Here is a 22,360-nt window from a genome sequence, read left to right as displayed (position 1 = left end):
CAGCGGCGCACGCATGAAAAAGCCGGGCGCTGGGCCCGGCTTTTTTCATCGAGAACTGGGGTGGCTGATGGGGCTCGAACCCACGACAACAGGAATCACAATCCTGGACTCTACCAACTGAGCTACAGCCACCGTAGAGCCAACGATTATAGCGGAGCGCGCGGCTACCAGCGCGCCGAGAGATCGCGAATCACGACGCGGCAGCTGATGCCGTGCGGCGTCACCTCGCGCCACTCGACCGTGCCGCCCAGCTGCTTGACCCGCTTGCGCACGCCACCCAGGCCCAGGCCGTGCGACCAGGCGCGCGGATTGCGGCCGACGCCGTTGTCGCTGATCGTCAGTTCGATGCGGTCGTTCTCGAGGCGGAAATCGATCTCCAGCTGCTCCGCCTGGGCATGCGTGATCGCGTTGCTGACCAGCTCGCGCAGGATGCGCGTCAGCGCCGACCAGTGCACCACGGTCAGCAGGATGTCGTCGTCGAACACGAAGGTCCATTTCAACCCGATGTGCGCCGCTGTCAGGCGGTGGGTCAGGTCGGACTTCCATTCGGCGGCCGCGTGCGAGAGCCGGTGGTTCGAGGCGGCGAGGCCGCGCGTCAGCGTCTTCAGGTCCTGCAGCGTGTGGCGGACGTACTCTTCCATCTCCGGCGACTGGGCCTTGTACATCAGCGTGAGCAGGCGCGCGCCGATGTCGTCGTGCAGGTCCTGCGCCAGCCGCAGCCGCTCCTCGCTGCGGCCTTGCTCGACCGCCTTGTCGAAGTGCACCGCGCGCCGCAGCTGCTCGACGACGCGATCGGTCAGGCGCGCGTCCTCGGACGTGAACAGCCGGCGCCCGCGCTGCGCGAAGCGGATCAGCACCGAGCCGCGCGGCGTGGTGTCGCCGCCGAGCAGCGGCACCGGCACCAACATGCTCGAGCCGTCGCGGGCGACGCGGGTCTTGTCGGTGCGGCGTTCGACGGCGTTCACCTCGAGCGGCTCGAACAGGTCGGAGATCAGTTGCGAGAGCAGGGCGGGCGTGCGCTCGGGTTGCACCTCCACCTCACGGGCGATCCGGTAGAGCTGCTCGAACATGCGCTCGGTGGTCTGCATGCTGTTGCCCATCAGCTGCGCCAGGATCCAGTGGCGCACGCCGGTGTAGACCGCCAGCGAGATGAACAGCGAGAGCGTCAGCGACGCGAACTGCCCGAGCCCGAACACCGAGATGAACAGCAGGTCGAGCGAGGTCGCGACGGTGCTGATCGCCGCGAGCAGCGAGAACTCCCGCATGAAGTTCTGCGACTTCGCGAGGAAGGGCACCAGCAGCAACAGCGAGCCGAGGAACACATACCAGACGAGCGAGCCGACATCGGCGATGTTGTGGGTCACCCCCGGTTGCTTGTCGGCCGCGGCCAGCGCGATCGTCAGCAGCGCCCAGGTCGCGACCGTCACCACGCCGAACCGGCGCAGCACGATCGCGAAAGGGTGCGGTTCGATCTGGTACGACCAGCTCAGCAAGCCGATGGCGCCGAGCCCGAGCACGACGACCGCGCCTTGCGTCCACCACCAGGCGTGTCCGATCGCACCGGAGCCGACGCCGAACGCCAGCGCGAGGGCGAGCGCCCAGCCCGCGAGCGCGATCCAGCCGGAGCCAGGCAGCCGGCGCGGATGCAGGCAGGCTGCATTGATCATCGCCGCCGCGGTGCACAGGTCGAACGCGGTGCGCGCCGGCATGTCCCACGCGGCGAACGGCGCGGGCAGGCCGAAGTCGAAAGCGGCCTCCATCGCGATGAACAGCAGGTTGCCGGCCTGGCAGGTGGTCATCACCGCGTACACCGCGTTGCGGGCCGACACGCTGGACAGCAGCACCGCCATGCCGGTCATGAACAGGCCGACCGCGAACAGCGTCAGCGCGCCGGACAGCAGCGGCAGCCGCGACCAGCCGCGCGGCCGCGGCGTCACCTCCGCCTTGGCGCCGTCGGTGAAGAACAGCTTCAGCTGGGGCTGCGCGAGCAGGGTCGACATCTCCGCCTGCAACTGCTGCTGGCGCTCGCGCTGCGAGTCGTCGATGACCCAGCGCGCCGCGCGCTGCAGCACCAGCGCGTCGGGCAGGGCGAGGGTGGTCGGGCCAGCGATCGCGCCCTTCAGCGCCTGACCGACGTGGACGCGAAGCGCCGGGTCGTTGCTCGAGGCCAGCGCGATCCGGCCCGATCCATCGACGCGCCAACTGGCGTCGACGTGAGGCGCGGCGGCGAGCATGCGCGTCAGCAGCGCGGCGCCGACGATGCAGGCGCCACCTGCCAGGATCAGCAGCCACAGCCGCCAGCCGGTCCAGTGGGCCGGCGAGAGCACCTTGTCGGAAGGGCGATCGCTCAGGCTGGCATCGAGCGCCGAGTCGGCAGCGGGGCTGGGCAGGCCCGTCCAGGTGGGCGAGGTCAGCCCCGGCCAGGTGTTGTTCAGCCCGGGGATGCGCGACCGGTCGGTGCCTTCATGCGCCACGGCATCGGACTCAGACCAGCCCTTGCTTGCTGGCCAGTACAGCCGCTTCGGCGCGGCTCGACACGTTCAATTTCTTGTAGATCGACTTGATGTGGTCGTTCACCGTGAACCACTTGATGCCCATCAGGTTCGCGATTTCCTTGATCGTGAAGCCCTTGCTCAGGTAGGTCAGCACCTCGCTCTCGCGCGGCGTCAGGCGTTCGTGGTCGAGCGGGGCCCCGCGGCCCATCGGCACCGGGCGGCTGCTCTGGAAGCCGGAAACCAGCGGGATCGGGCCCGAGGTCGGCGCCGGCCCACCGGCCGGGCCGTGGCGGAAGTGCGTCAGCAGGCGGCGCGCGATCGCCGGCGACAGCGGCGGCTGGCCGCGCACGATCTTCTGCAGCTCCTCGACCAGGACCTCGAACCGGTCCTCCTTCAGCAGGTAGCCGTCGGCACCGCATTGCAGGGCCGGAAACAGGTGGTCGTCGTCCGAGTAGAGCGTCGTGACGATCTTGGTGGCGGGGTAGCTGCCGAGCTCGGCGAGCAGCTCCATGCCGTTGCCGTCGGGCAGTTCGAGGTCGACCAGGATCAGCTTGAACGGGTCGACGGCGGCCACGTCGGCCCGCACCGGGCCGATCTGGCGGCGTGCCGTCTCCAGGTCGCCGGCCTCGGTGATCACCAGCGCGTCGCTGAAGCTCTCGCGCACGACGCGGGTCAGGAAACTGCGTGCGACCGGGTTGTCCTCGACGATCAGTACCTTGACTGGCATCTCCATCCCTCACAAGTGATCGAGGTCGATGGTAGCGCAACCACCCGACGCGCCGTTCCTTGAATGCGACGGATCACGGGTTGGTCATGACCAGCTTGCCGCGCACCTGGCGGCTGGCCATGATCGCGAAGGCATCGAGCAGCCGGTTCATCGGCAGGCGCTGGTCGATGACCGGCTTGACCTTGCCCTGCGCATACCACTGGGCAAGCTCCGCCAGCGCCTTGGCGTTGGCCTGCGGTTCGCGGCGCGCGAATTCGCCCCAGAACACGCCGACGATCGAAGCGCCCTTCAGCAGCGCCAGGTTCCACGGCAGCGCCGGGATGCCGCCCTGGGCGAAGCCGACGACGAGATAGCGGCCGCGCCAGGCGATCGAGCGGAAGACCGGCTCGGCCAGGTCCCCGCCGACCGGGTCGTACACCACGTCGGGGCCTTTGCCGTCGGTGAGTGCCTTGATCTGGTCGCGGATGTTGCCGCTGCTGTAGTTGATCGTCGCGTCGGCGCCGAGCGTCTTGCACAGCTCGCACTTCGCGTCGCTGGACGCGGCCGCGATCACGCGCGCGCCGACCGCCTTGGCGATCTGGATCGCCGCGGTGCCGACGCCGCCCGCCGCGCCGAGGATCAGCACCGTCTCACCGGCCTGCAACGCCGCGCGGTCGAGCAGCGCGTGGTGCGTGGTCGCGTAGGTCAGCACGAACGCGGAAGCGTCGTCGAATGCGAAATCGGGGGGCAGCGGCATCGCCAGCGCGGCCTTGACGATCGCGTGCGTGCCGAACCCGCCGGTGCCACCGAACGCGGCGACGTGGTCGCCGACCTTGAGGTGCTTGACGCCTTCGCCGACGGCCTCGACCACGCCGGCGTACTCGGAGCCCGGCACGAACGGCAAGGGCGGCTTCATCTGGTACTTGTTCTGGACGATCAGGATGTCCGGAAAGTTCAGGCTCGCGGCCTTGATCGCGACGCGCACTTCGCCGGCCTGCGGCTCGGGCGTCGGCAGTTCCTTCCAGACCAGGGCGTCGACGCCGATGGGGTTCTCGCACAGCCAGGCATGCATGGGTGTCTCCTCGGAGTTCTGATGTTGCGCGGCATCATACGCAGCAGGCCCCACGCACCGCGTCGCCGACGTGACGTGTCCATACAATCGTCGCCATGCGCATCCTCATCGCCAACGACGACGGTTATCTCGCTCCCGGCCTCGCGGCTCTCGTCAAGGCCTGCGAAGGCCTGGGCGACCTCGACATCGTGGCCCCCGAGCAGAATGCCAGCGGCACCTCGAACTCGCTCACGCTGGGCCGTCCGCTCAGCGTGCACACCGCGACCAACGGCTTTCTCTACATCAACGGCACGCCGTCCGATTGCGTCCATCTGGCGCTGACCGGCGTGCTGCCGAACCGCCCGGACCTGGTCGTCTCCGGCATCAACAACGGCGCCAACATGGGCGACGACACGCTGTATTCGGGCACTGTCGCTGCCGCGATGGAAGGCTTCCTGTTCGGCATCCCGGCGATCGCGTTCTCTCAGGTGCAGAAGGGCTGGGGCGACCTGGAAGCCGCCGCGCGCGTGGCGCGCAGCGTGATCGAGCGGGTGCTGCAGCAGCCGCCGGCGCGCTCGCCGTTCCTGCTGAACGTCAACATCCCGAATCGGCCGGATGCCGACACGCTGCCCCGGATCGTCACGCGCCTCGGGCGTCGCCACGCGAGCGAGCCGCTGATCGCACAGACCAGCCCGCGCGGCGACATCATGTACTGGATCGGTCCGGCCGGCGACGCGCGCGAGGCCGGCCCCGGTACCGACTTCCACGCCACCGCCAACGGCCAGGTCTCGATCACGCCGCTGCAGGTCGACCTGACCGAGCACGCCGCCTTGCCGGACTGGACGCAGTGGCTGGGTCGGGCGCCCGCATGAGCAGCAGCGGGGACAAGCGCAGCTCGAAATTCCCGTTGCGCCTGAACGAGCTCGGCTCGCGCATCAAGGTCGCACGCACGCCGCTCGTGCCGGTCGCGGCGCCCGCGTTGGTCACGGCACCGAAGCTGCAGCCGACCGCGGCGGCCGCGCGCGCGGTGCTGCGGCCGCAGCGGCTGGTCGAGCACGCGCATGCCGATGCGTCGCGACGCGTCGCGCCTTCCGGCCTCGGGCTCGACTCGGCCGACGTACGGCGTCGCATGGCGCAGCGGCTGCGCGGCGCCGGCGTCTCGCACGAGGCGGTGCTCGAAGCGATGGCCACCGTGCCGCGGCATCTGTTCGTCGATGCCGCGCTGGTCACGCAGGCCTACGAGGACACCAGCCTGCCGATCGGGCATGGCCAGACCATCTCCAAACCGTCGGTCGTCGCCCGCATGATCGAGTTGATGATGGGCGGCGCCAATGCGCGCGCATCCGGCTCGCTGGGCCGCGTGCTCGAGGTCGGCACAGGCTGCGGCTACCAGGCCGCGGTGCTCGCGCAACTCGCCAGGCAGGTGGTCTCGATCGAGCGCCTGCGCCCGCTGCACGACAAGGCCCGCGATCTGCTCGCGCCGTGGCGGCCCGCGAACCTGCGGCTGGTGTATGGTGACGGCATGCGGGGGCACCCGCCGAACGCGCCGTACGACAGCATCATCGCGGCCGCCGGCGGTGACGCCTTGCCGCCGGCCTGGCTCGAGCAGCTCGCGATCGGCGGGCGCCTGGTGTCGCCGGTCCGCCAGGCCGGCTCCGACCGGCAGGTGCTGATGGTGGTCGACCGAACCGAGCGGGGTTTCGAACAAAACGCCTATGAGGCGGTGCACTTCGTCCCTCTAAAATCGGGCATGGTTTCAGGATGACGATGAACAAGAACGAGTTGGTGATGAACACGGGGTGGATGAGCGTGCTGGCGCTCGCCGGCGCGCTGCTGGCGGGTTGCTCCAACACGCCGAACCGCGCGCCGGTCGAAGACCGCGTGGCGGCGCAGAAGTCACCCACGGTCGCGGTGGCGCCGGTGCCTGCGGTCGTCGAAGCGGCCAAGCCGCTCCCGGGCGCCGAGAACAGCGGCAAGCCCGGCTACTACACGGTGAAGACGGGCGACACCCTGATCCGGATCGGCCTAGAGAACGGGCAGAACTGGAAGGACCTGGTCAAGTGGAACGCGATCGAGAACCCGAACATCATCGAAGTCGGCCAGGTGCTGCGCGTGGTGCCGCCGGGCGTCGATCCGAATGCGGCGTCGAGCAAGCCCATCACGACCGCCAAGGTCGAGACGAAGCCGCTCGAACCGAAGCCGGCCGCATCGGCGGCGAGCGGCGCGGCGTCCACGCCGGCTCCGGCTGCGACACCGGCGCCGGCGCCGCCGCCGGTCGCCCGCGAGGGTGACGACGACGTCAATTGGGCCTGGCCGGCGGCCGGCCCGGTGATCGCGCCGTTCGATGAAGGCAAGGTCAAGGGACTGGTGTTCGCGGGCAAGGCCGGCGACCCGGTGCTCGCCGCGGCCGACGGTCGCGTGGTGTATGCCGGCTCGGGCCTGCGGGGCTACGGCAACCTCGTGATCCTGAAGCACAACAACACCTACCTGACCGCCTACGCGCACAACCAGACGCTGCTGGTGAAGGAAGACCAGAGCGTGCGCCGCGGCCAGAAGATCGCGGAGATGGGCTCGACCGACGCCGATGGCGTCAAGCTGCACTTCGAAATCCGTCGCCAGGGCAAGCCGGTCGATCCGGCGCGCCTGCTGCCGCCGCGCTGACCGGTTGGTGAGCGAGGAATGACGCAATGGCCAGGAAGCGCACCCCGCTCGCTGGCCCCATGCTCGACGCCGCCGTGGAGATCGACGGCGCATTCCACCCTGCGCCGACCACACCGCACCTGAACGGCGCCTCCGCGCTGCCGATCGCCACGATCGATGCGCCAGCCGATCCCGAACCGGACGCGCCGGTCGACGAATCCGTCGCCCTGGTGGCCGAGCCGGTCGAGATCGCGGCCGGCGAAGCCGAGAGCGGCAACACGCTGCAGACCTACCTGCGCGAGATCCGGCGTGCGCCGCTGCTCACGCCGCAGCAGGAGTTCGACACCGCGACGCGCGCGCGCCAGGGCGACTTCGCGGCACGCCAGGCGATGATCGAGCACAACCTGCGCCTGGTCGTCAGCATCGCGAAGAACTACCTCGGCCGCGGCCTGCCGATGACCGATCTGATCGAGGAGGGCAACCTCGGACTGATGCACTCGATCGGCAAGTTCGAGCCCGAGCGCGGTTTCCGGTTCTCGACCTACGCCTCGTGGTGGGTGCGCCAGAGCATCGAGCGCGCGATCATGCACCAGGCCCGTCTGGTGCGGCTGCCGGTGCATGTGGTGCGCGACCTGAACCAGGTGCTGAAGATGCGTCGCGCGCTCGAGGCACAGTCCGCGAGCGCCGGCCACAGCGATCGGCCGGTGCGGGTCGACGACGTCGCCCTCGCGCTCAATCGCCCGGTGCGGGAAGTCGACGCGCTGCTGAAGTTTGCCGAACAGCCGACCTCGCTCGACGCGCCGATGGACCGCGGCAGCACCGATGGCAGCGGGGACTCGGTACTCGACGGCGTCGCCGACGATGGCGCGACCGACCCGATGAGCCTGACGCTGAGCAACGAGGTCGAACTGCTCCTGAACCACGGCCTCGACGAACTCAACGAGCGCGAACGCGAGGTCGTCGCCGGTCGCTATGGCCTGGGCGATCGGGAACCCGAGACGCTCGAGGTGCTCGCGGCCCGGCTCGGCCTGACGCGCGAGCGCATCCGCCAGATCCAGCAAGAGGCATTGCTGAAGCTGCGTCGGCGCATGCTGCGCCAGGGCGTGGACCGCGATTCGATCTTCTGACCCGCTGCCGATGCCCGAACCGACGCTGACGCGCCGCATGGCGGCATTGCTGGAGAACATCCGCCGCGCCCAACGTCCGCCGTTCCACACGATGAGTCCGGACGAGGCGCGCCGTTCGTACGACGCTGCGGCAGAGATCCTCGAGCCCCCGCGCGCGCCGCTCGCACGGGTCGAGGAGCTCGCGCTGCCGGCCGCCGACGGCACGCCGCTGCCGGCGCGCCTGTATGCCGATTCGAGCGCCGCCGGGTTGCCGGTGCTGCTCTATCTGCACGGGGGCGGCTTCACGATCGGCAGCCTCGAGACGCACGACAGCCTGTGCCGGCAGCTCGCGTTGCGCAGCGGCGCCGCGGTCGTCGCGCTCGATTACCGGCTCGCACCGGCCCATCGATTTCCGACCGCCGTCGACGACGCGTGGGCCGCCATGCGTTGGCTCGCCGCCCACGGCGCCGCTCTGGGTCTGGACGGTGCTCGCCTGGCCGTCGGCGGCGACAGCGCCGGCGGCACGCTGGCCGCGGCCAGCGCGATCCACGCCCGCGACATCGGTCTGCCGCTGCGCCTGCAACTGCTGATCACGCCGGGGACGACCGCCCTGGCCGACACACCCTCGCACGCGCGCTTCGCGCACGGCTACCTGCTCGAGGCCGAGAGCATCGCGTGGTTCTTCGACCAGTACATCGACCGCGCGCAGCGCCATGACTGGCGGTTCGCGCCGATCGAGGCCGAGTCGCTCGACGGCGTCGCGCCGGCCTGCGTGGTGCTGGCCGAATGCGATCCGCTCGTCGACGAGGGCCTGGCCTATGCCGATCGCCTGCGTGCGGCCGGTGTCGCGGTCGAACTGGAGCTGGCGCGCGGCGTGACGCACGATTTCATCAAGCTCGGCCGCGTGCTGCCCGAGGCCGGGACGGCGCAGGCGCTGATCGGCGCGGCGCTGCGATCGGCTCTCGAACCCTGATCCTGAAAGACCCCTCATGAACCGACGCGACTTCCGACACTTCGAGCGCCTGCGCGTGCGCTGGGCCGAGATCGATTCGCAGCAGATCGTCTTCAACGGTCACTACCTGATGTATTTCGACACCGCGGTCGCGGGGTATTGGCGCGCGCTGGCGATGCCGTACGCGCAGACGATGGAGCGGCTCGGCGGCGACCTGTACGTGCGCAAGGCGACGGTCGAGTACCTCGCGTCGGCGCGCTACGACGACGTGCTCGATGTCGGCATGCGCTGCGCCCGCATCGGCACCTCGTCGATCGGGTTCAGCGGTGCGGTGTTCCGGCAGGACCAGCTGCTCGTCACCGGCGAACTGGTCTACGTCTTCGCCGATCCGCAGACGCAGAAATCCAGGCCGGTGCCCGACGCGCTGCGCTCGATCCTCGACGCGTTCGAAGCGGGCGAGCCGATGGTCGACGTGCGCGTCGGTGGCTGGGACGCACTCGGGCTGCATGCCCGCGCGATCCGCACCGCCGTGTTCATCGAGGAGCAGCGCATCCCGGTCGAGATGGAATGGGACGCGGCCGATGCCAGCTGTCCGCACGCGGTCGCGCTGAACCGCTTCGGCCTGCCGCTGGCGACCGGCCGGCTGCTCCAGGAAGCGCCCGGCGTGGCGCGCGTCGGACGGATGGCGGCGGTGCAGTCGGTGCGGGGCAGCGGGGTGGGGCGCGCGGTGCTCGACGCGCTGATGCAGACGGCGCGCAAACGCGGCGACCGCGAGGTGCGGCTGCACGCGCAGGTGAGCGCGCAGGGGTTCTACGCGCGTGCCGGGTTCACGCCGATCGGCGCGGTGTTCGAGGAAGCGGGCATCGCGCACATCGAGATGGCGCGCCCGCTCGTCTGAGCGTCAGGCGATCACGACCGCGCTGCGGCGGCGCCGGCGATCCGGCGGCGGCTTCAGCAGGCTGCGCACGCGCGTGCGCGGCAGTCGCGCATCGCCATCCTCGACTTCGTGCCCGCCGTGCTCCGAGACGAGGCCGGGCTCAACCGGCGCATTGACGTCGTCGGCCAGGTAGCGCGGCGGCCAGTTCTTCAACACCGCGCGCCGCATCAACTCGGCCTCGCCGCTCGGCGCGAAGCTGCGTTCGTAGACATGCGTGACCGGCGCGCGGCCGATCTTCTCGGTGATGATCAGCGTCGAGCTGCGGGTGCCGTAGGCGTTGTCCGCCGTACGGATGAAGGCCGGCGACAGCTGACGTTCCAGTTCGAGCGGGACGCCGGTCTGCGGCAGCGCGTCGTCGGCGGCGATGGTGCGGTCGGCCAGGCTCTCGAACAGGCGGGCTGCAAGCTCGTCGGCCGTCATCGAGGCGCTCATCGACGCCTGCATCTGCGCCTTCAACGCGGTCACCTTCGGCCACGGTGCATCGAGCCCGCCGTTGGACAGGCCGTAGATGCCCCGGTCCAGGCGGCGCGGATGCGCGCCGGTGTTCGAGCCCCAGAAGCACTCGCCACGCAGGAAATCGGCCGCGATCAGGTTGAAGCCGTTGTAGCCGGACAGCGCGGTGCGCATCCAGAAATCCCCGGTTTCCTCGCCGCCTGCCAGCCAGTCGGTGACGACGCGGCCGCGCGAGGGGGCGCCGTACTCGGCCGCGCGGGGACTGCGCACGTTGGTCAGCAGCGCGAGGCGGCCCTGCGCCGTCAACCCCATCCAGGTGCCACCGGAGTCGAGGTCACGGCCGCCCAGGATCGGCGGTTCGCCGGGTTGGGCCGACCACCAGCCCAGGCGTGCCGTCTCGCGCTTGAAGAACTCGTCGCGGTTGGCGGCGACGACAAGGGGAAAGCGACGGCTCTGGTCGATCGCAAGGGCTACGAGACACATGCGGAGAACACCTCGGTGTGGCGTGGCCCGTCGAGCAGTGGCACCAGCACGGCGGCTTGTGCGGCGATCGCGGCTTCGAGTTCGGCGGTCACGCCGCGGGGCTCACGCATGGGGTCGGTCGAATACGTTTCCATCCAGGTCTGCCGGCCATCGACACCGATGTCGGAGCGACGCAGCAGGCGCGGAATCAGTGGCGGATACTGTTGGCGCAACTGCGCCTGAAACCCGATCACGAGCGCTTCGGCAGCCGCTGCGTGGATCGATTGAAGGTGATAGTAGATGAACAGTTCGCGCATCGCGGGCACGCCGCCAGCCGACCGGGACGCTCTCGTTGAATTGTTAACGATTGTCGACCGAGCGATCGCCAGCCGCTCAGGCCAGCAGCGCGGCCTCGCCGGGCAAGGGGTAGGGCAGTTCGAGCTGACGCAGCGTCGGACCGCCCGCGTGGCCCAGGTGCAAGCTGCCACCCTCGAGCGCGGCCAGCTTGACCTCGACGAGCACCACGCTGCTGCCCGGGGCGCCCGCCTGAAGGGCGGCGTTGACGACCATGCCCGCCGGCTGCGCCGGGTCGGCGCTGTGGAAGACCTCCTGACCGGCATGCCCGGCCTCGTCGACCGCGAACAGGAACATGCGGCGCTTGATCGTCCCGCGGTACTGGCTGCGCGCGACCACTTCCTGTCCCGGGTAGCAGCCCTTCTGGAAATCGACACCGCCGACGACCTCGTAGTTCAGCATCTGCGGCACGAACTGGTCGACCGTGGCGGCCTCGATGACCGGGATCGCGCTGCGCACTTCGAGCAGCCGCCAGGCGTCCAGCGCGAAGTCGGGTGCCGACGGAAGCGACTCGGCCAGCGGTTGCGCGAGCAGCGCGCGCGGCAGGCCGTCCACGTCGGGCAGGCGCACCGTGCTGCCGCCCGCCGCGGCGCGCTGGCCCCAGACGGGCAGGTCGGCCGTCCAATGCCGGGCGGTGGCGCCCACGGCGCCGAGCAGCCGCCACTCGCTGCCGGCGTCGCTGAGCTTGCACTGCGCGCGCAGCACGAACATCGACAGGCGCTTGAGCGTTGCGGGCAGCACGCTCGCGTGGCACGCCAGCAGCAGATCGTCGGGCGCGAACTGCCAGACCACGAAGCTGGCCTGCAGTCGGCCCTTGGCGGAACAGAAGCCGGCCAGGCGTGCGCGGTCCGCGCCAAGCGTGGCGATATCGTTGGTGAGCTGGCCCTGGAGGAACTTCACGGCATCGGCGCCGCGGGCGCGCATCAAGCCCCAGTGCGTGAGGACGACAAGTCCGTCCGGAATCGGTTGCATGGTCATGCCCGATTATCATCAGCGCCCATGATTCTTGTCTCATCAGGGGTACGGCGCCGCGGCGCTTCGGGCGGCTCCCTCACTCGATGAAGTGGCTGCGCGCGCTGGTGATCCTGATGCTGCTCGCCGCGGTCGGCGTGGGCGGGTTCGCGTTCTGGTGGCTGAACCGGCCGCTGGCCCTGAACAGCGATTCGGTCGAGCTGTCGATCGAGCTCGGCACGCCACCGCGCGAGATCGCCCAGGCCTGGGTGCAGGCCGGCGTTCAGGCTTCGCCGGTGCTGCTGTACGAATGGTTCCGCTGGTCGGGGCAGGCGCGCAAGATCCGCGCCGGCAGCTACGAGATCGGTCCCGGCACGACCCCGGTCGCGCTGCTGAACAAGATGGTGCGCGGCGACGAGACGCTGGCCGTCGTTCGCTTGATCGAAGGCTGGACGTTCCGGCAGTTCCGCGCCGAACTCGCGAAGGCGGAAGCGCTGAAGCCGACCACCGCGGGCATGAGCGAAGAGCAGATCATGTCCGCCGTCGGCGCGGCGTCCGGAGTGCCCGCCGAGGGCCGCTTCCAGCCCGACACCTATGCCTACAGCAAGGGCAGCAGCGACGTCGCGGTGCTGCGCCGCGCCTACCGCGCGATGCAGAAGCGCCTCGACGCCGCCTGGCAGGAGCGCGCCCCGGACACCCCGCTGCGCAGCCCCGACGACGCGCTGGTGCTGGCCTCGATCGTCGAGAAGGAGACCGGCGTCGGCGCCGACCGCGGCAAGGTCGCCGGCGTGTTCGTCAACCGGCTGCGCATCGGCATGCCGCTGCAGACCGACCCGACCGTGATCTACGGGCTCGGCGCGGGCTTCGACGGCAACCTGCGCAAGCGCGACCTGCTGGCCGACACGCCGTACAACACCTACCTTCGCGCCGGACTGCCGCCCACGCCGATCGCGATGCCGGGCCATGCATCGCTGCTCGCCGCGGTGCGGCCGGACCCGACCAAGGCGCTGTATTTCGTCGCCCGGGGCGACGGCAGCAGCGAGTTCAGCGAGACGCTGGCCGATCACAATCGCGCGGTGAACCAATACCAGCGCAAGAAGTGAAGACCGGCCGCTTCATCACCTTCGAGGGCATCGACGGCGCCGGCAAGTCGACCCACCTCGACGCGCTCGCGCGGCGGCTGCGCGAGCGTCAGGCCACAGTCGTGTGCACCCGCGAGCCGGGCGGCACGCCGTTGGCGGAACGGGTGCGCGAGATCTTCCTGCACGAGACGGCGGACGTGCTGACCGAGACGCTGCTCGCCTTCGCGGCGCGTCGCGACCATCTTCGCAGCGTCATCACTCCAGCGCTCGCGGCCGGCCGAACCGTGCTTTGCGACCGCTTCACCGATGCGACCTTCGCGTACCAGGGTGGCGGGGGCGGGGCGCCGCTGGCGGTGCTGGCGCAACTCGAAACCTGGGTGCAGGGCGGCCTGCAACCTGACCTGACGCTCTGGTTCGATCTGCCGGCGGAGATTGCCGCGCAGCGCCGCGCGCAGGCCCGCGAGGCCGATCGCTTCGAGCAGCGCGACCTCGACTTCTTCGAGCGCGTGCGCGGCGGCTACGCGGCGCGCGCCGCCGCCGACCCGCAGCGCTTCGCCCGCATCGACGCCTCGTCGTCGCGCGACGCGGTCTGGGCGCAGATCGAATCGGTGCTGGAGTCACGCGGGTGGTAGGCCCGGACGGCGCGTTGCCGCTGCCCTGGCTGGGCCCCTTGCTGCAACGCGCACTGCAGGGGCCGCAGGCGCATGCGCTGCTGTTGCACGGGCCGCAGGGCGTGGGCCAGTTCGAGCTCGCGCTGACGATCGCACAGGCCTGGTTGTGCGAGCGCGCCGATCGCCCTTCGTCCGAGCCGCCCTGCGGCGTCTGCGCAAGCTGCCGCCTGGTGCAATCGCATTCGCACCCCGACCTGCTGGTCCTGCTGCCCGAGGCGCTGCGAGAGCCGCTGGGCTGGTCGAACGGCGCGGACGACGACGGCGCGGAACGCGCGACCAAGAAGGCGCAGCCCAGCCGCGAGATCAAGGTCGATGCGGTCCGGCTGGCCGTCAACTTCGCGCAGACGACCACGGCGCGCGGTCGCGCCAAGGTGGTGGTGCTGCACCCGGCCGAACGCATCAACCACGTCTCGGCCAACACACTGCTCAAGACGCTCGAGGAGCCCCCGGGCGCGGCGCGCTTCATCCTGAGCTGCGCGGCGCCGGACGCGTTGTTGCCGACCATCCGCAGCCGCTGTCGCAGCCTGGTGCTGGGACTGCCGCCGGCCGCGCAGGCCGGTGCCTGGCTGGCTGGGCAGGGCGTGGCCGACGCGGACGTGATGCTGGCCGCGACCGGCGGGCAGCCGCAGGAGGCGCTCGACTGGGTGCAGCAGGGCATCGACGCCGCCAGCTGGTTGCGCGCCCCGATGGCCGTCGCACAAGGCATGTCGGGTGCCTTCGCGAGCTGGCCGCTGCCTCGCACGATCGATGCACTGCAGAAGATCTGTCACGACACCCTGAGCCTGTGCGTCGGCGCGGCGCCGCGCTACTTCCCGGTCGCGTCACTGCGCCGCGGCGCCGAGCCCGCCGCGCTGCACGCGTGGATGCGCGAGTTGAACCGCGTCGCGCGTCACGCCGAGCATCCCTGGAACGCCGGCCTGCTCGCCGAATCGCTCGTGGAGCAGGGCCGGCAGTCGCTGGCGGTCGGCACTTCGGTACACTCGGCGCCATGAGCGAACCGACGCCGCCACGCACCGTTCCCTCCGCCCTCGCGCCGGCGCCCGCATCCGCGCGGCCAAGCGTCATCCAGCTCGTGTTCCGCGAGAAGGGCGCGCTGTATGCCGCCTACATGCCGGTCTTCACCGATGGCGGGCTGTTCGTGCCGACGACCCGGGAATACCGGCTGGGCGAGGACATCTACCTGCTGCTCTCGCTGCCCGACGATCCGCAGCGCTATCCGGTCGCCGGCAAGGTCGGCTGGATCACGCCGGCGAACGCCTCGGGTGGACGCACGCAGGGCGTCGGCGTGCGCTTCCCGGCCGACGAGAAGACGCGCGGCCTGAAGCTGAAGATCGAGGAAGTGCTGGGCACCTCGATCTCGTCCGCGAAGCCGACGCAAACGATTTGAGGCGATGCAACGGTTGGCGCGCCGCGCGCCGACTGAGTTCGCCGCCTGCTCTCCATCCCCGCGCATGTACGTCGATTCCCACTGTCACCTGAGCTTTCCGGAACTCGCCGCACGCCTGGGCGAGATCCGTGCCGACATGGCGAGCGCGCAGGTCGACCGCGCGCTGTGCATCTGCACCACGCTGGAGGAATTCGACGAGGTGCAGGCGCTCGCCACGGCGTACGACAACTTCTGGTGCAGTGCGGGCGTCCATCCGGACAACGAGGGCGTCGCGGAGCCGTCGCTCGATGACCTGCTGGTGCGGGCGCAGCGGCCCAAGGTCGTCGCGATCGGTGAGACCGGGCTCGACTACTACCGGCTCAATGGACGCAGCATCGCCGACATGGAATGGCAGCGCGAGCGCTTCCGCGTGCACATCCGCGCGGCCCGCGCCACCGGCTTGCCGCTGGTCGTGCACACACGCAGCGCGTCCGACGACACGCTGGCGATCCTGCGCGAGGAGGGCGCCCAGGCGGACCGCGGCCCCGGCGGCGTGTTCCATTGCTTCACCGAGACCGACGCGGTGGCGCGCGCTGCGCTGGACCTGGGTTTCTACATCTCGTTCTCGGGCATCCTGACCTTCAAGACGGCGCAGGCCCTGCGCGATGTGGCTGCCTTCGTGCCGCTGGACCGCTGTCTGATCGAAACGGACAGTCCCTATCTCGCCCCCGTGCCGTACCGCGGCAAGACCAACAGCCCGGCGTACGTGCCCTACGTCGCGCAACAGATCGCGGCATTGAAGGGCCTGCCGGTGGAAGCCGTCGCAGCCACCACCAGTGCCAACTTCGAGCGGCTGTTCAAGCTGCCGCCGCTCGCCACCCCCTCGCCCTGACTTCATGAATCACTTTAAGAAAATTGTCTATCTATTTGTCGCTCTGTCATTTTCTTCGGCGCACGCCGGATCGTACGAAGACTTCTTCGTGGCGATCAAGAACGACAACGCGAGCCTGCTCAGCGGCCTGCTGGACCGCGGGTTCGACCCCAACACCCGCGATCCTAAGGGCCAGCCCGGCCTGACGATGGCGCTCCAGGAACGCTCGCCGAAAGCGCTGAAGGCCTTGCTGGACCGTCGCGATGTCGACATCAACGCGCTGAACCAGGCGGGCGAATCGCCGCTGATGATGGCCGCGCTCAAGGGCGATGTCCCGGCCGCGCAGCAGCTGCTCGAACGCGGCGCCAAAGTGAACCAGTCGGGCTGGGCACCATTGCATTACGCCGCGACCGGGCCAGAAACCCGTCTCGTGCAGTTGCTGCTCGAGCGCGGCGCCGAGATCAACGCGCCGTCCCCGAACGGCACCACGCCGTTGATGATGGCCGCGCAATACGGCACCGAAGACAGCGTCAGGTTGCTGCTGGAACGCGGTGCCGATGCATCACGCCGCAACGACCGCGGGATGCGCGCCGCCGATTTCGCGAAACTGTCGGGACGCGAACCGGTGATCAAGCGCCTCGAGCAGGCAGCGCCGCGCTGACGGCCGAAGTAAGAAGAAACGAGACAGTCCGTTTGGGGCGCCGCCCACTGGGGCGATACGAGTCTGACGCCTAGAGTGCAAGGCATCCGATCACCGGAAGGACTGCCATGACCACTGCCCAGACTGTCGCCGCCAACCCGTTCGCCCTGATGATGGACCCCGAGGCCGTTTTCGCCGCCGTGGCCAGCTCGGACCGGCTCGCGCGCCTGCACAGCCGCATCTGCCGCCCGCTGGACAAGCCGCTGGTCGCGCAGCAGGAGGACGGTGCGCCGCCGTTCTACGGCGAGACGCTCGAGGACATTGCCGATCCCATCGAAGATTGATCGACAATGTATATTATGTAAACTAACTGAGACGGCGCGCGTCGCTGTCCGCGCTGCTGTCGAAACATGACTAAGCTGCCAACGTGCCTAGCCATGCTTGCCAACGGCTCCGAGCTAAGACTGCCAACGGCCCGGTCGCGGGATGTTGGCCAACGCTGCGTATAGAACCGAGCAACTAGCCCCGCCGGCTCAGTCCATACCGCCGCTATCCTTGCTCCACACAGAACAACAGAAGACTGTCGAGTTAACTTGGCTGCTACAGCGAGGCGCGCCGCCCCAAGTGCCGCGTTCTAGCGCCACGGATAAAGCAGTCGTGCTCGAGGTTCCACCCAATGGTCAGCCGTACATAAGCGCTGGAATGGAATGGAACGCAGTTCACGACTCCGAAGCAGATTGCCCTTGCGACTATCTGGCCGCGCGACGTCATGGTCACGCACTTCTACGGTCTGGCTGAGCCAACTTTCAGCGGCTTGGAGAAAGCGGCCCGAGCTTGGCGCTGGCAGCTCCCCTACTTCCGGCTGCGCTTGCTTCGATGGAAATCTCGCGCGGCTGTCAACCACACGGAATTCTTGCAAGGTCTCCAGGAATTCTTGCAACGTCCGCGGACGCTTGTGACCGCCAGTTCGTGATTGTCTGTTTAAGTCGCATGACGCGCCTGCCGTTATGCAGTTATGCGCAGGTGATGCAGTTTATGAAAGTAGATTGAGAGCCTAGGCGGTCTGAACCGGGCCTCCTTTGCCCGGTTTGCTTTTTTTGAGACCCGCCCAGCCTTGTTGCTAGGCAAATCGGCTTCTCATTGACACCCTTCGGAACCTACTAGCCGCTCGGCCCCGCTGTGCCCGCGTTGGGTGCCCAAGGGGTTGACCGGCGAGACTCAGCTTGACCTCAACCACAATGCAGATGACTGAAAGCTTCCTAGACATGGGTCAAAGAGAGCTGGGGCCCTACTTCGATGTGAGTGGAAGGTTTTACGCTATCGAAGGCAGATTCTCCCGCTACTTGTGTCGCGACCTTCTCGAAATCCGGCGCCGTAGACCGGATGTCGCATTGGAATGCGATGCTGTGTTCATCATGATGAACCCGGGCTCGTCCGAACCCGTGGTAGAGGTCGAACCTGTGGAATTGCGTCGAGCGGCAATAGTGGCCACCAAGCCAGACATAACGCAGTACCAGCTGATGCGGCTTATGGGCGTTCTGGATTGGTCTTTTATAAAGGTCCTGAATCTGTCCGACTTGCGCGAACGAAAAAGCGCATTGTTCTACAAACGGTTTAGGGCCTTTGAGAAGCAAGAGGAGCAAGATGGCCATTCCATCTTTTCGAGGAACAGAAGAGCGGACCTCGAAGCAGGTCTGACCCGCAAATCGGGGGCGCCGGTTGTACTGGCTTGGGGCGTCAACCCGGCACTCCGAGGACTTGCGAAAAGTGCCTTGCTGGGTTTGAACCCGTCTGTCGCTCTAGGGTTGCTCCATGACAACGGGGAATGGGCCTATCGGCACCCCTTACCTCGGAACCGAGCTGCGCAAAGGCTGTGGCGCCGGGAGGCGCTCGAAATGCTTCAGGCAAAGTGCGGGCCACTTGTCTAAGTGTTGGTGCCCCGAAGCAGTGTCAGCTTGCACCTTAGTAGCAGCGTGCGATGCTCGCCCGGGTCCGAGCTCCGCTCGTGCGATGCCACAACAGTGAGATTCAGACCCCGTCGTCAAGGACGAGTCGACGAGTTGGCTGGAGCCTGCCTTAACTGGCCGGGGAATTCGCGGGTCGCATCAGTTTGCCATCCCATTCGATAAGGGTGAACTGGATGCCCTGGGTCGCCTGCCTGAACACTTCCTCTGCCTCGTCGAACGATGCCGCCACGATGCTTTGGAGGCTTGTCTCACTGGCCAATTGCTTGAGTAGCGCATGCTGACTATCCACTGCCATGGAGTGCTGACCCGGCTCATCGAACATCAACAATCCAGGATGAATTCCCGGGGACGAGGGCGTAGCCGAGGTCTGATGCAACGCAAGCAGGTAGCTCCAGATTAGACGCACAAAATCGCTGGCGCTTGAGTCCGATTTAATGTCGGTGCGAATCTCGCGCAGTTCCATTTGGGCTAGACACGGAACCAGCGTGTCTTTGCCGATTTCGACCTCTCGAATCGGAGCACTTTCGTAGCCGAACGACCCAGCGTTCGCCCTGAAGTTCAGCTGAAAGCGATTGATGCGCTCGATGTCTGCCGCGCCATAGGCCTCCTTGGGCATACCCCTCCTTGCCGTCTGATTGGCGCTGATTCGTATCGCAAGTTGCCCGAGTCTCGCGCATAGCTCCGTAGCCTTAGCCTGGAGCTTCTCGAGCGCCTCCCCTTCGACTTCAATTTGTACTTGGCGGCGAACGATTGCCTTCGACTCTGAAGCACCCGAGGTCACGTCTCCGCGCATCGCAGTGAGTAGGTCGCGCTTACTGGCGATGCGGTCGGCTAACTCGGCAACTCGGACCTCCGCCGTCTGCAAACCAGCCTTCAGGCCAGCAATCTGCCGAATGAGCATGCGCCTTTGGCTGTCCAAGTAGGCAATGTTCATTGCCAAGTCCATTTGCGGACCTGATACAGCACCGGCGAGCAGGGTGTCGTCGACAGGCTGGTTGCACGTTGGACACTTGCCGACTGCGGTCGCTACATCGTGCTTTGCACCGAGGTCTCGGAGCTTCGCAGCCGTCTTGTTACGTTCTAGGTCTTCGTTGGACTCGGCGAGCAGCTTCTCGTACTCCGCCAGCGATACGCGCTGCTCAGAATAACGAGCCGTCGCTCGTTCATGCAGCAGGCTGAGCCTTTGTAGCTCGTCCATTGCAGCGGTGACGCTCCCCATCGCTTCAGCGCCTGAGGCCTTGTGATACAGCTCGGCCTGCTTCTGCAAGGCGGCATGCTCGGCGCGCAACTGGCTGATGTGTTCAGGCAACGGAACCGAAGAAATTCCGACCAGCTTTCTGACGCTGGCTTCCCGCTCCTTAAAGAGAGCAGACGGACTTGCTGATGCGCCGTCGACCACGGCTCCGAGCGCGTTGGCCTCTCGTCGCAATTCGTCAAACACCTTGCGCCAGTCAGCATCAATTTCGATTGATTCAGCGTTGAGCCGATTGCGCTCGGCGTTTGTCTCGAACACATCTAAGCCAAGAAGGAATTCGACTACCTTGGTCCGCGCATCCCGAATGCCATAGAAGGGGACATTGGCAATGTAGTCGGTCCAGCCACGCTTCTGCTCGACGGCCAAGGCTGCGAAAACTGCCTGCAGATAGAGCTTGGTCTCCCCTCCGTTAGTCGTCGGAACTCTCGGTAGGTTTAGGTCCAAGAACGTCTCGAGAAATCGATGAAAACCCTCCGGGCGCTTGGCACCGCCGCCATCGTGCACGTACGTGGGCCGGGCTTCGCCAAAGTCCCTGTCGTGAGTCACATGCGCACCTGCGAACACCTCGATTAACTTTGGGTCCCTCACAGCGTCCCGTATGACGCGGCGAAGCGTGACCACTTCGCCAGAGCGGCTCTCGATTTCAAGAAGTACCTCGGATGCCGTGACCAGGACTCGACGCCCGTCGTACTCGATGTGCTCTTTGACAGCGTAAGGAAGGACCTTTTCGTTCTTGCCTCCAATTAGCTCTTCCATGCCGAGTCCGTAGAGCAAGCTATTGAACAGCGTGCTCTTGCCGCTCGAGTTCTTGGCTCGCACGATAGTCAGCGTTCGGCCGAAGTTGAAACGGAACCCGAATTCCCCTTCGTTGGTTGTCGCCCTGAGCCATACGCCGCGAATAATCACTTTGCCTCCCAGCCGCTTGCGGTTGCTTCGACCATTCCCTCTGTCAGTCCTTTCCCGACGGCAGACAAAAATGAACGTTCGCGCCCGAACATGTCGGGGTCCTTCAAGATTTCGTTGACGAAGAACTCGCCGGACTCCGTGATTTCGTAGCCAGTAGAGTTCTCGGCGACCAGGCCCTCTGCGATGGCAAGTCGTACCGCGATAGCTAAAGCCGGGTCGAAGCCCCAAGCGGGAACCTGCAAAACCTTCTCGCCGACGTCCAGGACCAGTTGCTGTTGGCGCTTGGCCGACTTCGTCGCCCAGTTGAACAGCTGCAGCCGCGGGAGGCTCGACCTTCGTCCGCGCGATGCAAGCGACAGGGTGAGCAGCACCTGCCCAATCTTGTACATGGGCCTGTGCTCAGCTAGAACCGGGGATGGCTGCCGCTCGAATCGCAGTCGACTTGGCTCTTCGACTTCAGCCATAGTCCAGCTCGCAAACGGCCAACCAACGGGCCGTCATATACCGTGCTACTTTCAGGGCGTTCGCCTTGTCAAACTCAGGCGCGAGTTCATCGGACACCAGCGTCGCCAAGCCATCTCGAATCTTTGCTGTCAGTTCCTCTGCAGTGCCCGACCAGATTGCCGAGGTCTCGATGACGTATTGTTCGTACTCGTTGATGAGTCGAACAAGGCGCATGTGTGTCACCGGTGAAGCCGATGCGATGCGGCGGAAGTAACCATCAGCCTCTAGGAACTGCTCAATTGTGCGCTGGCTGAGTTGTTGAACGCGAGTCTGAAAGTCCGGCCTCTGCGCCCTATCGGCGAGGCGGAGACCTGACTTCCGATGGACGTTTTGTTCGTACTGTTCCTGCTCACCTGTCAAAGCCGCAAGGGCCGGCGCAGCATCATCGAATACCAACGCTTCCCCAGCGGCTGTGCGGACTTCGTTGATTTCGACCAGATAGTGGTCACCATCGTGGAGTAACACGGTGAAGTCAGCGGCTAGGATGGGCAGGTTCCACCCTCGCACCTCAGATTCCTTGGTTTTCGCATGTGCCAAGAGCGCGTTCCGGTCGACCTCTGGGGTAACGAACACCCACCTAGAAATCTTCGTGCTTCCCAGTCGGGCCTGGAGCTCCACCTCATAGTCCTTCAGCTTCCGAAGGTCAGCGGTAATCTTGTCGCGCTGCTTTTCGTACAGCTCGGTACGCTCGTAGTGCTTCTCAGGGCAATAGCACTGGAATGCCCACCCTGTGCTCGAGGTGTAGCCCTCTATGCCGAAGTCTCCAGGGGACGCCTGCATCTGCTGATAGCACTCGACCTGGTACTTCCGCTTGAACACCTGCTGACACAGGCTTTCCCAAGTGGACCCGTTAAACGGTCCAAACTTGGTGCTAAACACGCCCCACTCCTTCGCGCGACGGAGCCTTAGCTGTTGCCAGAACAACCAACTCCGCGCCCGGGCACGTACTAAATGCTATTCCAACCCATTCGGCAACTGACCCCATCGGACA

23 protein-coding genes and 1 tRNA gene are annotated in these 22,360 nt (G+C 67.0%); 14 read left to right on the top strand and 10 right to left on the bottom strand.

All coding sequences use genetic code 11. From position 1 onward, the window contains the following. Positions 1-56 precede the first annotated feature (56 nt). From ASC76_RS18315 to ASC76_RS18300, 4 genes are all read right to left on the bottom strand, one after another. A tRNA-His gene (locus tag ASC76_RS18315) sits at positions 57-132 on the bottom strand. Between the two features lie 32 nt (positions 133-164). Beyond that, entirely contained in the window at positions 165-2,474 is a 2,310-nt protein-coding gene (locus tag ASC76_RS18310; protein WP_056469627.1) for a sensor histidine kinase, read from the bottom strand. A gap of 10 nt (positions 2,475-2,484) precedes the next feature. After that, entirely contained in the window at positions 2,485-3,228 is a 744-nt protein-coding gene (locus ASC76_RS18305; protein ID WP_235580512.1) for a response regulator transcription factor, read from the bottom strand. Between the two features lie 67 nt (positions 3,229-3,295). After that, positions 3,296-4,273: an NADPH:quinone oxidoreductase family protein gene (locus tag ASC76_RS18300; protein ID WP_056469625.1), complete on the bottom strand. Its 978-nt coding sequence runs from the start codon at positions 4,271-4,273 to the stop codon at positions 3,296-3,298. Between the two features lie 95 nt (positions 4,274-4,368). On the opposite strand from ASC76_RS18300, the gene surE reads away from it, so the two are divergent. The 6 genes from surE to ASC76_RS18270 are packed head-to-tail and all read left to right on the top strand — an operon-like array spanning position 4,369 to position 9,848. After that, positions 4,369-5,124 carry a 5'/3'-nucleotidase SurE gene (surE, locus tag ASC76_RS18295; protein ID WP_056469617.1) on the top strand — a complete coding sequence of 252 codons (756 nt, stop codon included), beginning with the start codon at positions 4,369-4,371 and terminating at the stop codon, positions 5,122-5,124. After that, positions 5,121-6,017, top strand: coding sequence for a protein-L-isoaspartate(D-aspartate) O-methyltransferase (locus ASC76_RS18290; protein ID WP_082549276.1), 897 nt, complete (start codon positions 5,121-5,123; stop codon positions 6,015-6,017). The genes surE and ASC76_RS18290 overlap by 4 nt, the downstream gene beginning before the upstream one ends. Beyond that, positions 6,014-6,913, top strand: a complete 900-nt coding sequence (locus ASC76_RS18285) for a peptidoglycan DD-metalloendopeptidase family protein (protein WP_056469615.1) — start codon at positions 6,014-6,016, stop codon at positions 6,911-6,913. Before ASC76_RS18290 ends, ASC76_RS18285 begins: the two co-directional genes overlap by 4 nt. Positions 6,914-6,972: 59 nt before the next feature. Then, positions 6,973-8,019: an RNA polymerase sigma factor RpoS gene (gene rpoS / locus ASC76_RS18280; RefSeq protein ID WP_157615823.1), complete on the top strand. Its 1,047-nt coding sequence runs from the start codon at positions 6,973-6,975 to the stop codon at positions 8,017-8,019. 37 nt (positions 8,020-8,056) lie between these two features. Next, positions 8,057-8,971, top strand: a complete 915-nt coding sequence (locus ASC76_RS18275) for an alpha/beta hydrolase (RefSeq protein WP_056471094.1) — start codon at positions 8,057-8,059, stop codon at positions 8,969-8,971. Between the two features lie 16 nt (positions 8,972-8,987). Continuing rightward, positions 8,988-9,848 (top strand): YbgC/FadM family acyl-CoA thioesterase, encoded by an 861-nt coding sequence (locus tag ASC76_RS18270; RefSeq protein ID WP_056469609.1) that lies wholly within the window; start codon positions 8,988-8,990, stop codon positions 9,846-9,848. 3 nt (positions 9,849-9,851) lie between these two features. Here ASC76_RS18270 and ASC76_RS18265 read toward each other — a convergent pair whose 3' ends face one another. The 3 genes from ASC76_RS18265 to ASC76_RS18255 all read right to left on the bottom strand — a co-directional run bounded on the left by ASC76_RS18265 (position 9,852) and on the right by ASC76_RS18255 (position 12,134). Beyond that, on the bottom strand, positions 9,852-10,823 hold the full coding sequence (locus ASC76_RS18265) for an NRDE family protein (RefSeq protein WP_056469606.1): 972 nt from the start codon (positions 10,821-10,823) through the stop codon (positions 9,852-9,854). Beyond that, entirely contained in the window at positions 10,811-11,119 is a 309-nt protein-coding gene (locus ASC76_RS18260) for a DUF4936 family protein (RefSeq protein ID WP_056469603.1), read from the bottom strand. Before ASC76_RS18260 ends, ASC76_RS18265 begins: the two co-directional genes overlap by 13 nt. A gap of 76 nt (positions 11,120-11,195) precedes the next feature. Next, a complete protein-coding gene (locus ASC76_RS18255) occupies positions 11,196-12,134 on the bottom strand; it encodes a folate-binding protein YgfZ (protein WP_056469599.1) in 939 nt (312 codons plus the stop codon). 80 nt (positions 12,135-12,214) lie between these two features. On the opposite strand from ASC76_RS18255, the gene mltG reads away from it, so the two are divergent. The 8 genes from mltG to ASC76_RS25780 all read left to right on the top strand — a co-directional run bounded on the left by mltG (position 12,215) and on the right by ASC76_RS25780 (position 18,665). Further along, a complete protein-coding gene (gene mltG, locus ASC76_RS25930) occupies positions 12,215-13,210 on the top strand; it encodes an endolytic transglycosylase MltG (RefSeq protein WP_235580511.1) in 996 nt (331 codons plus the stop codon). Then, positions 13,207-13,821 (top strand): dTMP kinase, encoded by a 615-nt coding sequence (gene tmk / locus ASC76_RS25925; RefSeq protein WP_056469596.1) that lies wholly within the window; start codon positions 13,207-13,209, stop codon positions 13,819-13,821. The genes mltG and tmk overlap by 4 nt, the downstream gene beginning before the upstream one ends. 14 nt (positions 13,822-13,835) lie before the next feature. Further along, complete coding sequence (holB, locus tag ASC76_RS18240; RefSeq protein ID WP_157615821.1) at positions 13,836-14,852, top strand: DNA polymerase III subunit delta'; 1,017 nt, start codon at positions 13,836-13,838, stop codon at positions 14,850-14,852. Continuing rightward, complete coding sequence (locus ASC76_RS18235) at positions 14,849-15,247, top strand: PilZ domain-containing protein (protein WP_056469587.1); 399 nt, start codon at positions 14,849-14,851, stop codon at positions 15,245-15,247. Before holB ends, ASC76_RS18235 begins: the two co-directional genes overlap by 4 nt. Positions 15,248-15,311: 64 nt before the next feature. After that, entirely contained in the window at positions 15,312-16,118 is an 807-nt protein-coding gene (locus ASC76_RS18230) for a TatD family hydrolase (protein WP_056469584.1), read from the top strand. 88 nt (positions 16,119-16,206) lie between these two features. Then, the gene (locus tag ASC76_RS18225; protein ID WP_235580510.1) at positions 16,207-16,758 is read left to right on the top strand and encodes an ankyrin repeat domain-containing protein; all 552 of its coding nucleotides are present in this window, start codon (positions 16,207-16,209) and stop codon (positions 16,756-16,758) included. A gap of 107 nt (positions 16,759-16,865) precedes the next feature. Next, positions 16,866-17,081: a hypothetical protein gene (locus tag ASC76_RS18220; protein WP_056469577.1), complete on the top strand. Its 216-nt coding sequence runs from the start codon at positions 16,866-16,868 to the stop codon at positions 17,079-17,081. Between the two features lie 900 nt (positions 17,082-17,981). Next, the gene (locus ASC76_RS25780; RefSeq protein WP_162247144.1) at positions 17,982-18,665 is read left to right on the top strand and encodes a DUF1643 domain-containing protein; all 684 of its coding nucleotides are present in this window, start codon (positions 17,982-17,984) and stop codon (positions 18,663-18,665) included. 148 nt (positions 18,666-18,813) lie between these two features. Here the strand turns inward: ASC76_RS25780 and ASC76_RS18215 are convergent, their stop codons facing one another. The 3 genes from ASC76_RS18215 to ASC76_RS18205 all read right to left on the bottom strand — a co-directional run bounded on the left by ASC76_RS18215 (position 18,814) and on the right by ASC76_RS18205 (position 22,248). Then, positions 18,814-20,865: a hypothetical protein gene (locus tag ASC76_RS18215; RefSeq protein WP_056469574.1), complete on the bottom strand. Its 2,052-nt coding sequence runs from the start codon at positions 20,863-20,865 to the stop codon at positions 18,814-18,816. Then, entirely contained in the window at positions 20,862-21,254 is a 393-nt protein-coding gene (locus ASC76_RS18210; RefSeq protein ID WP_200947174.1) for a hypothetical protein, read from the bottom strand. Before ASC76_RS18210 ends, ASC76_RS18215 begins: the two co-directional genes overlap by 4 nt. Positions 21,255-21,321: 67 nt before the next feature. Then, entirely contained in the window at positions 21,322-22,248 is a 927-nt protein-coding gene (locus ASC76_RS18205) for a hypothetical protein (RefSeq protein ID WP_056471088.1), read from the bottom strand. Between the last annotated feature and the right edge of the window lie 112 nt (positions 22,249-22,360).

It is taken from the genome of Rhizobacter sp. Root404 (assembly GCF_001425865.1).
Taxonomy (GTDB): domain Bacteria; phylum Pseudomonadota; class Gammaproteobacteria; order Burkholderiales; family Burkholderiaceae_C; genus LMDS01.
Note: the sequence above shows the minus strand (reverse complement) of the source record. Positions and strands in the feature narration are given on the sequence as shown.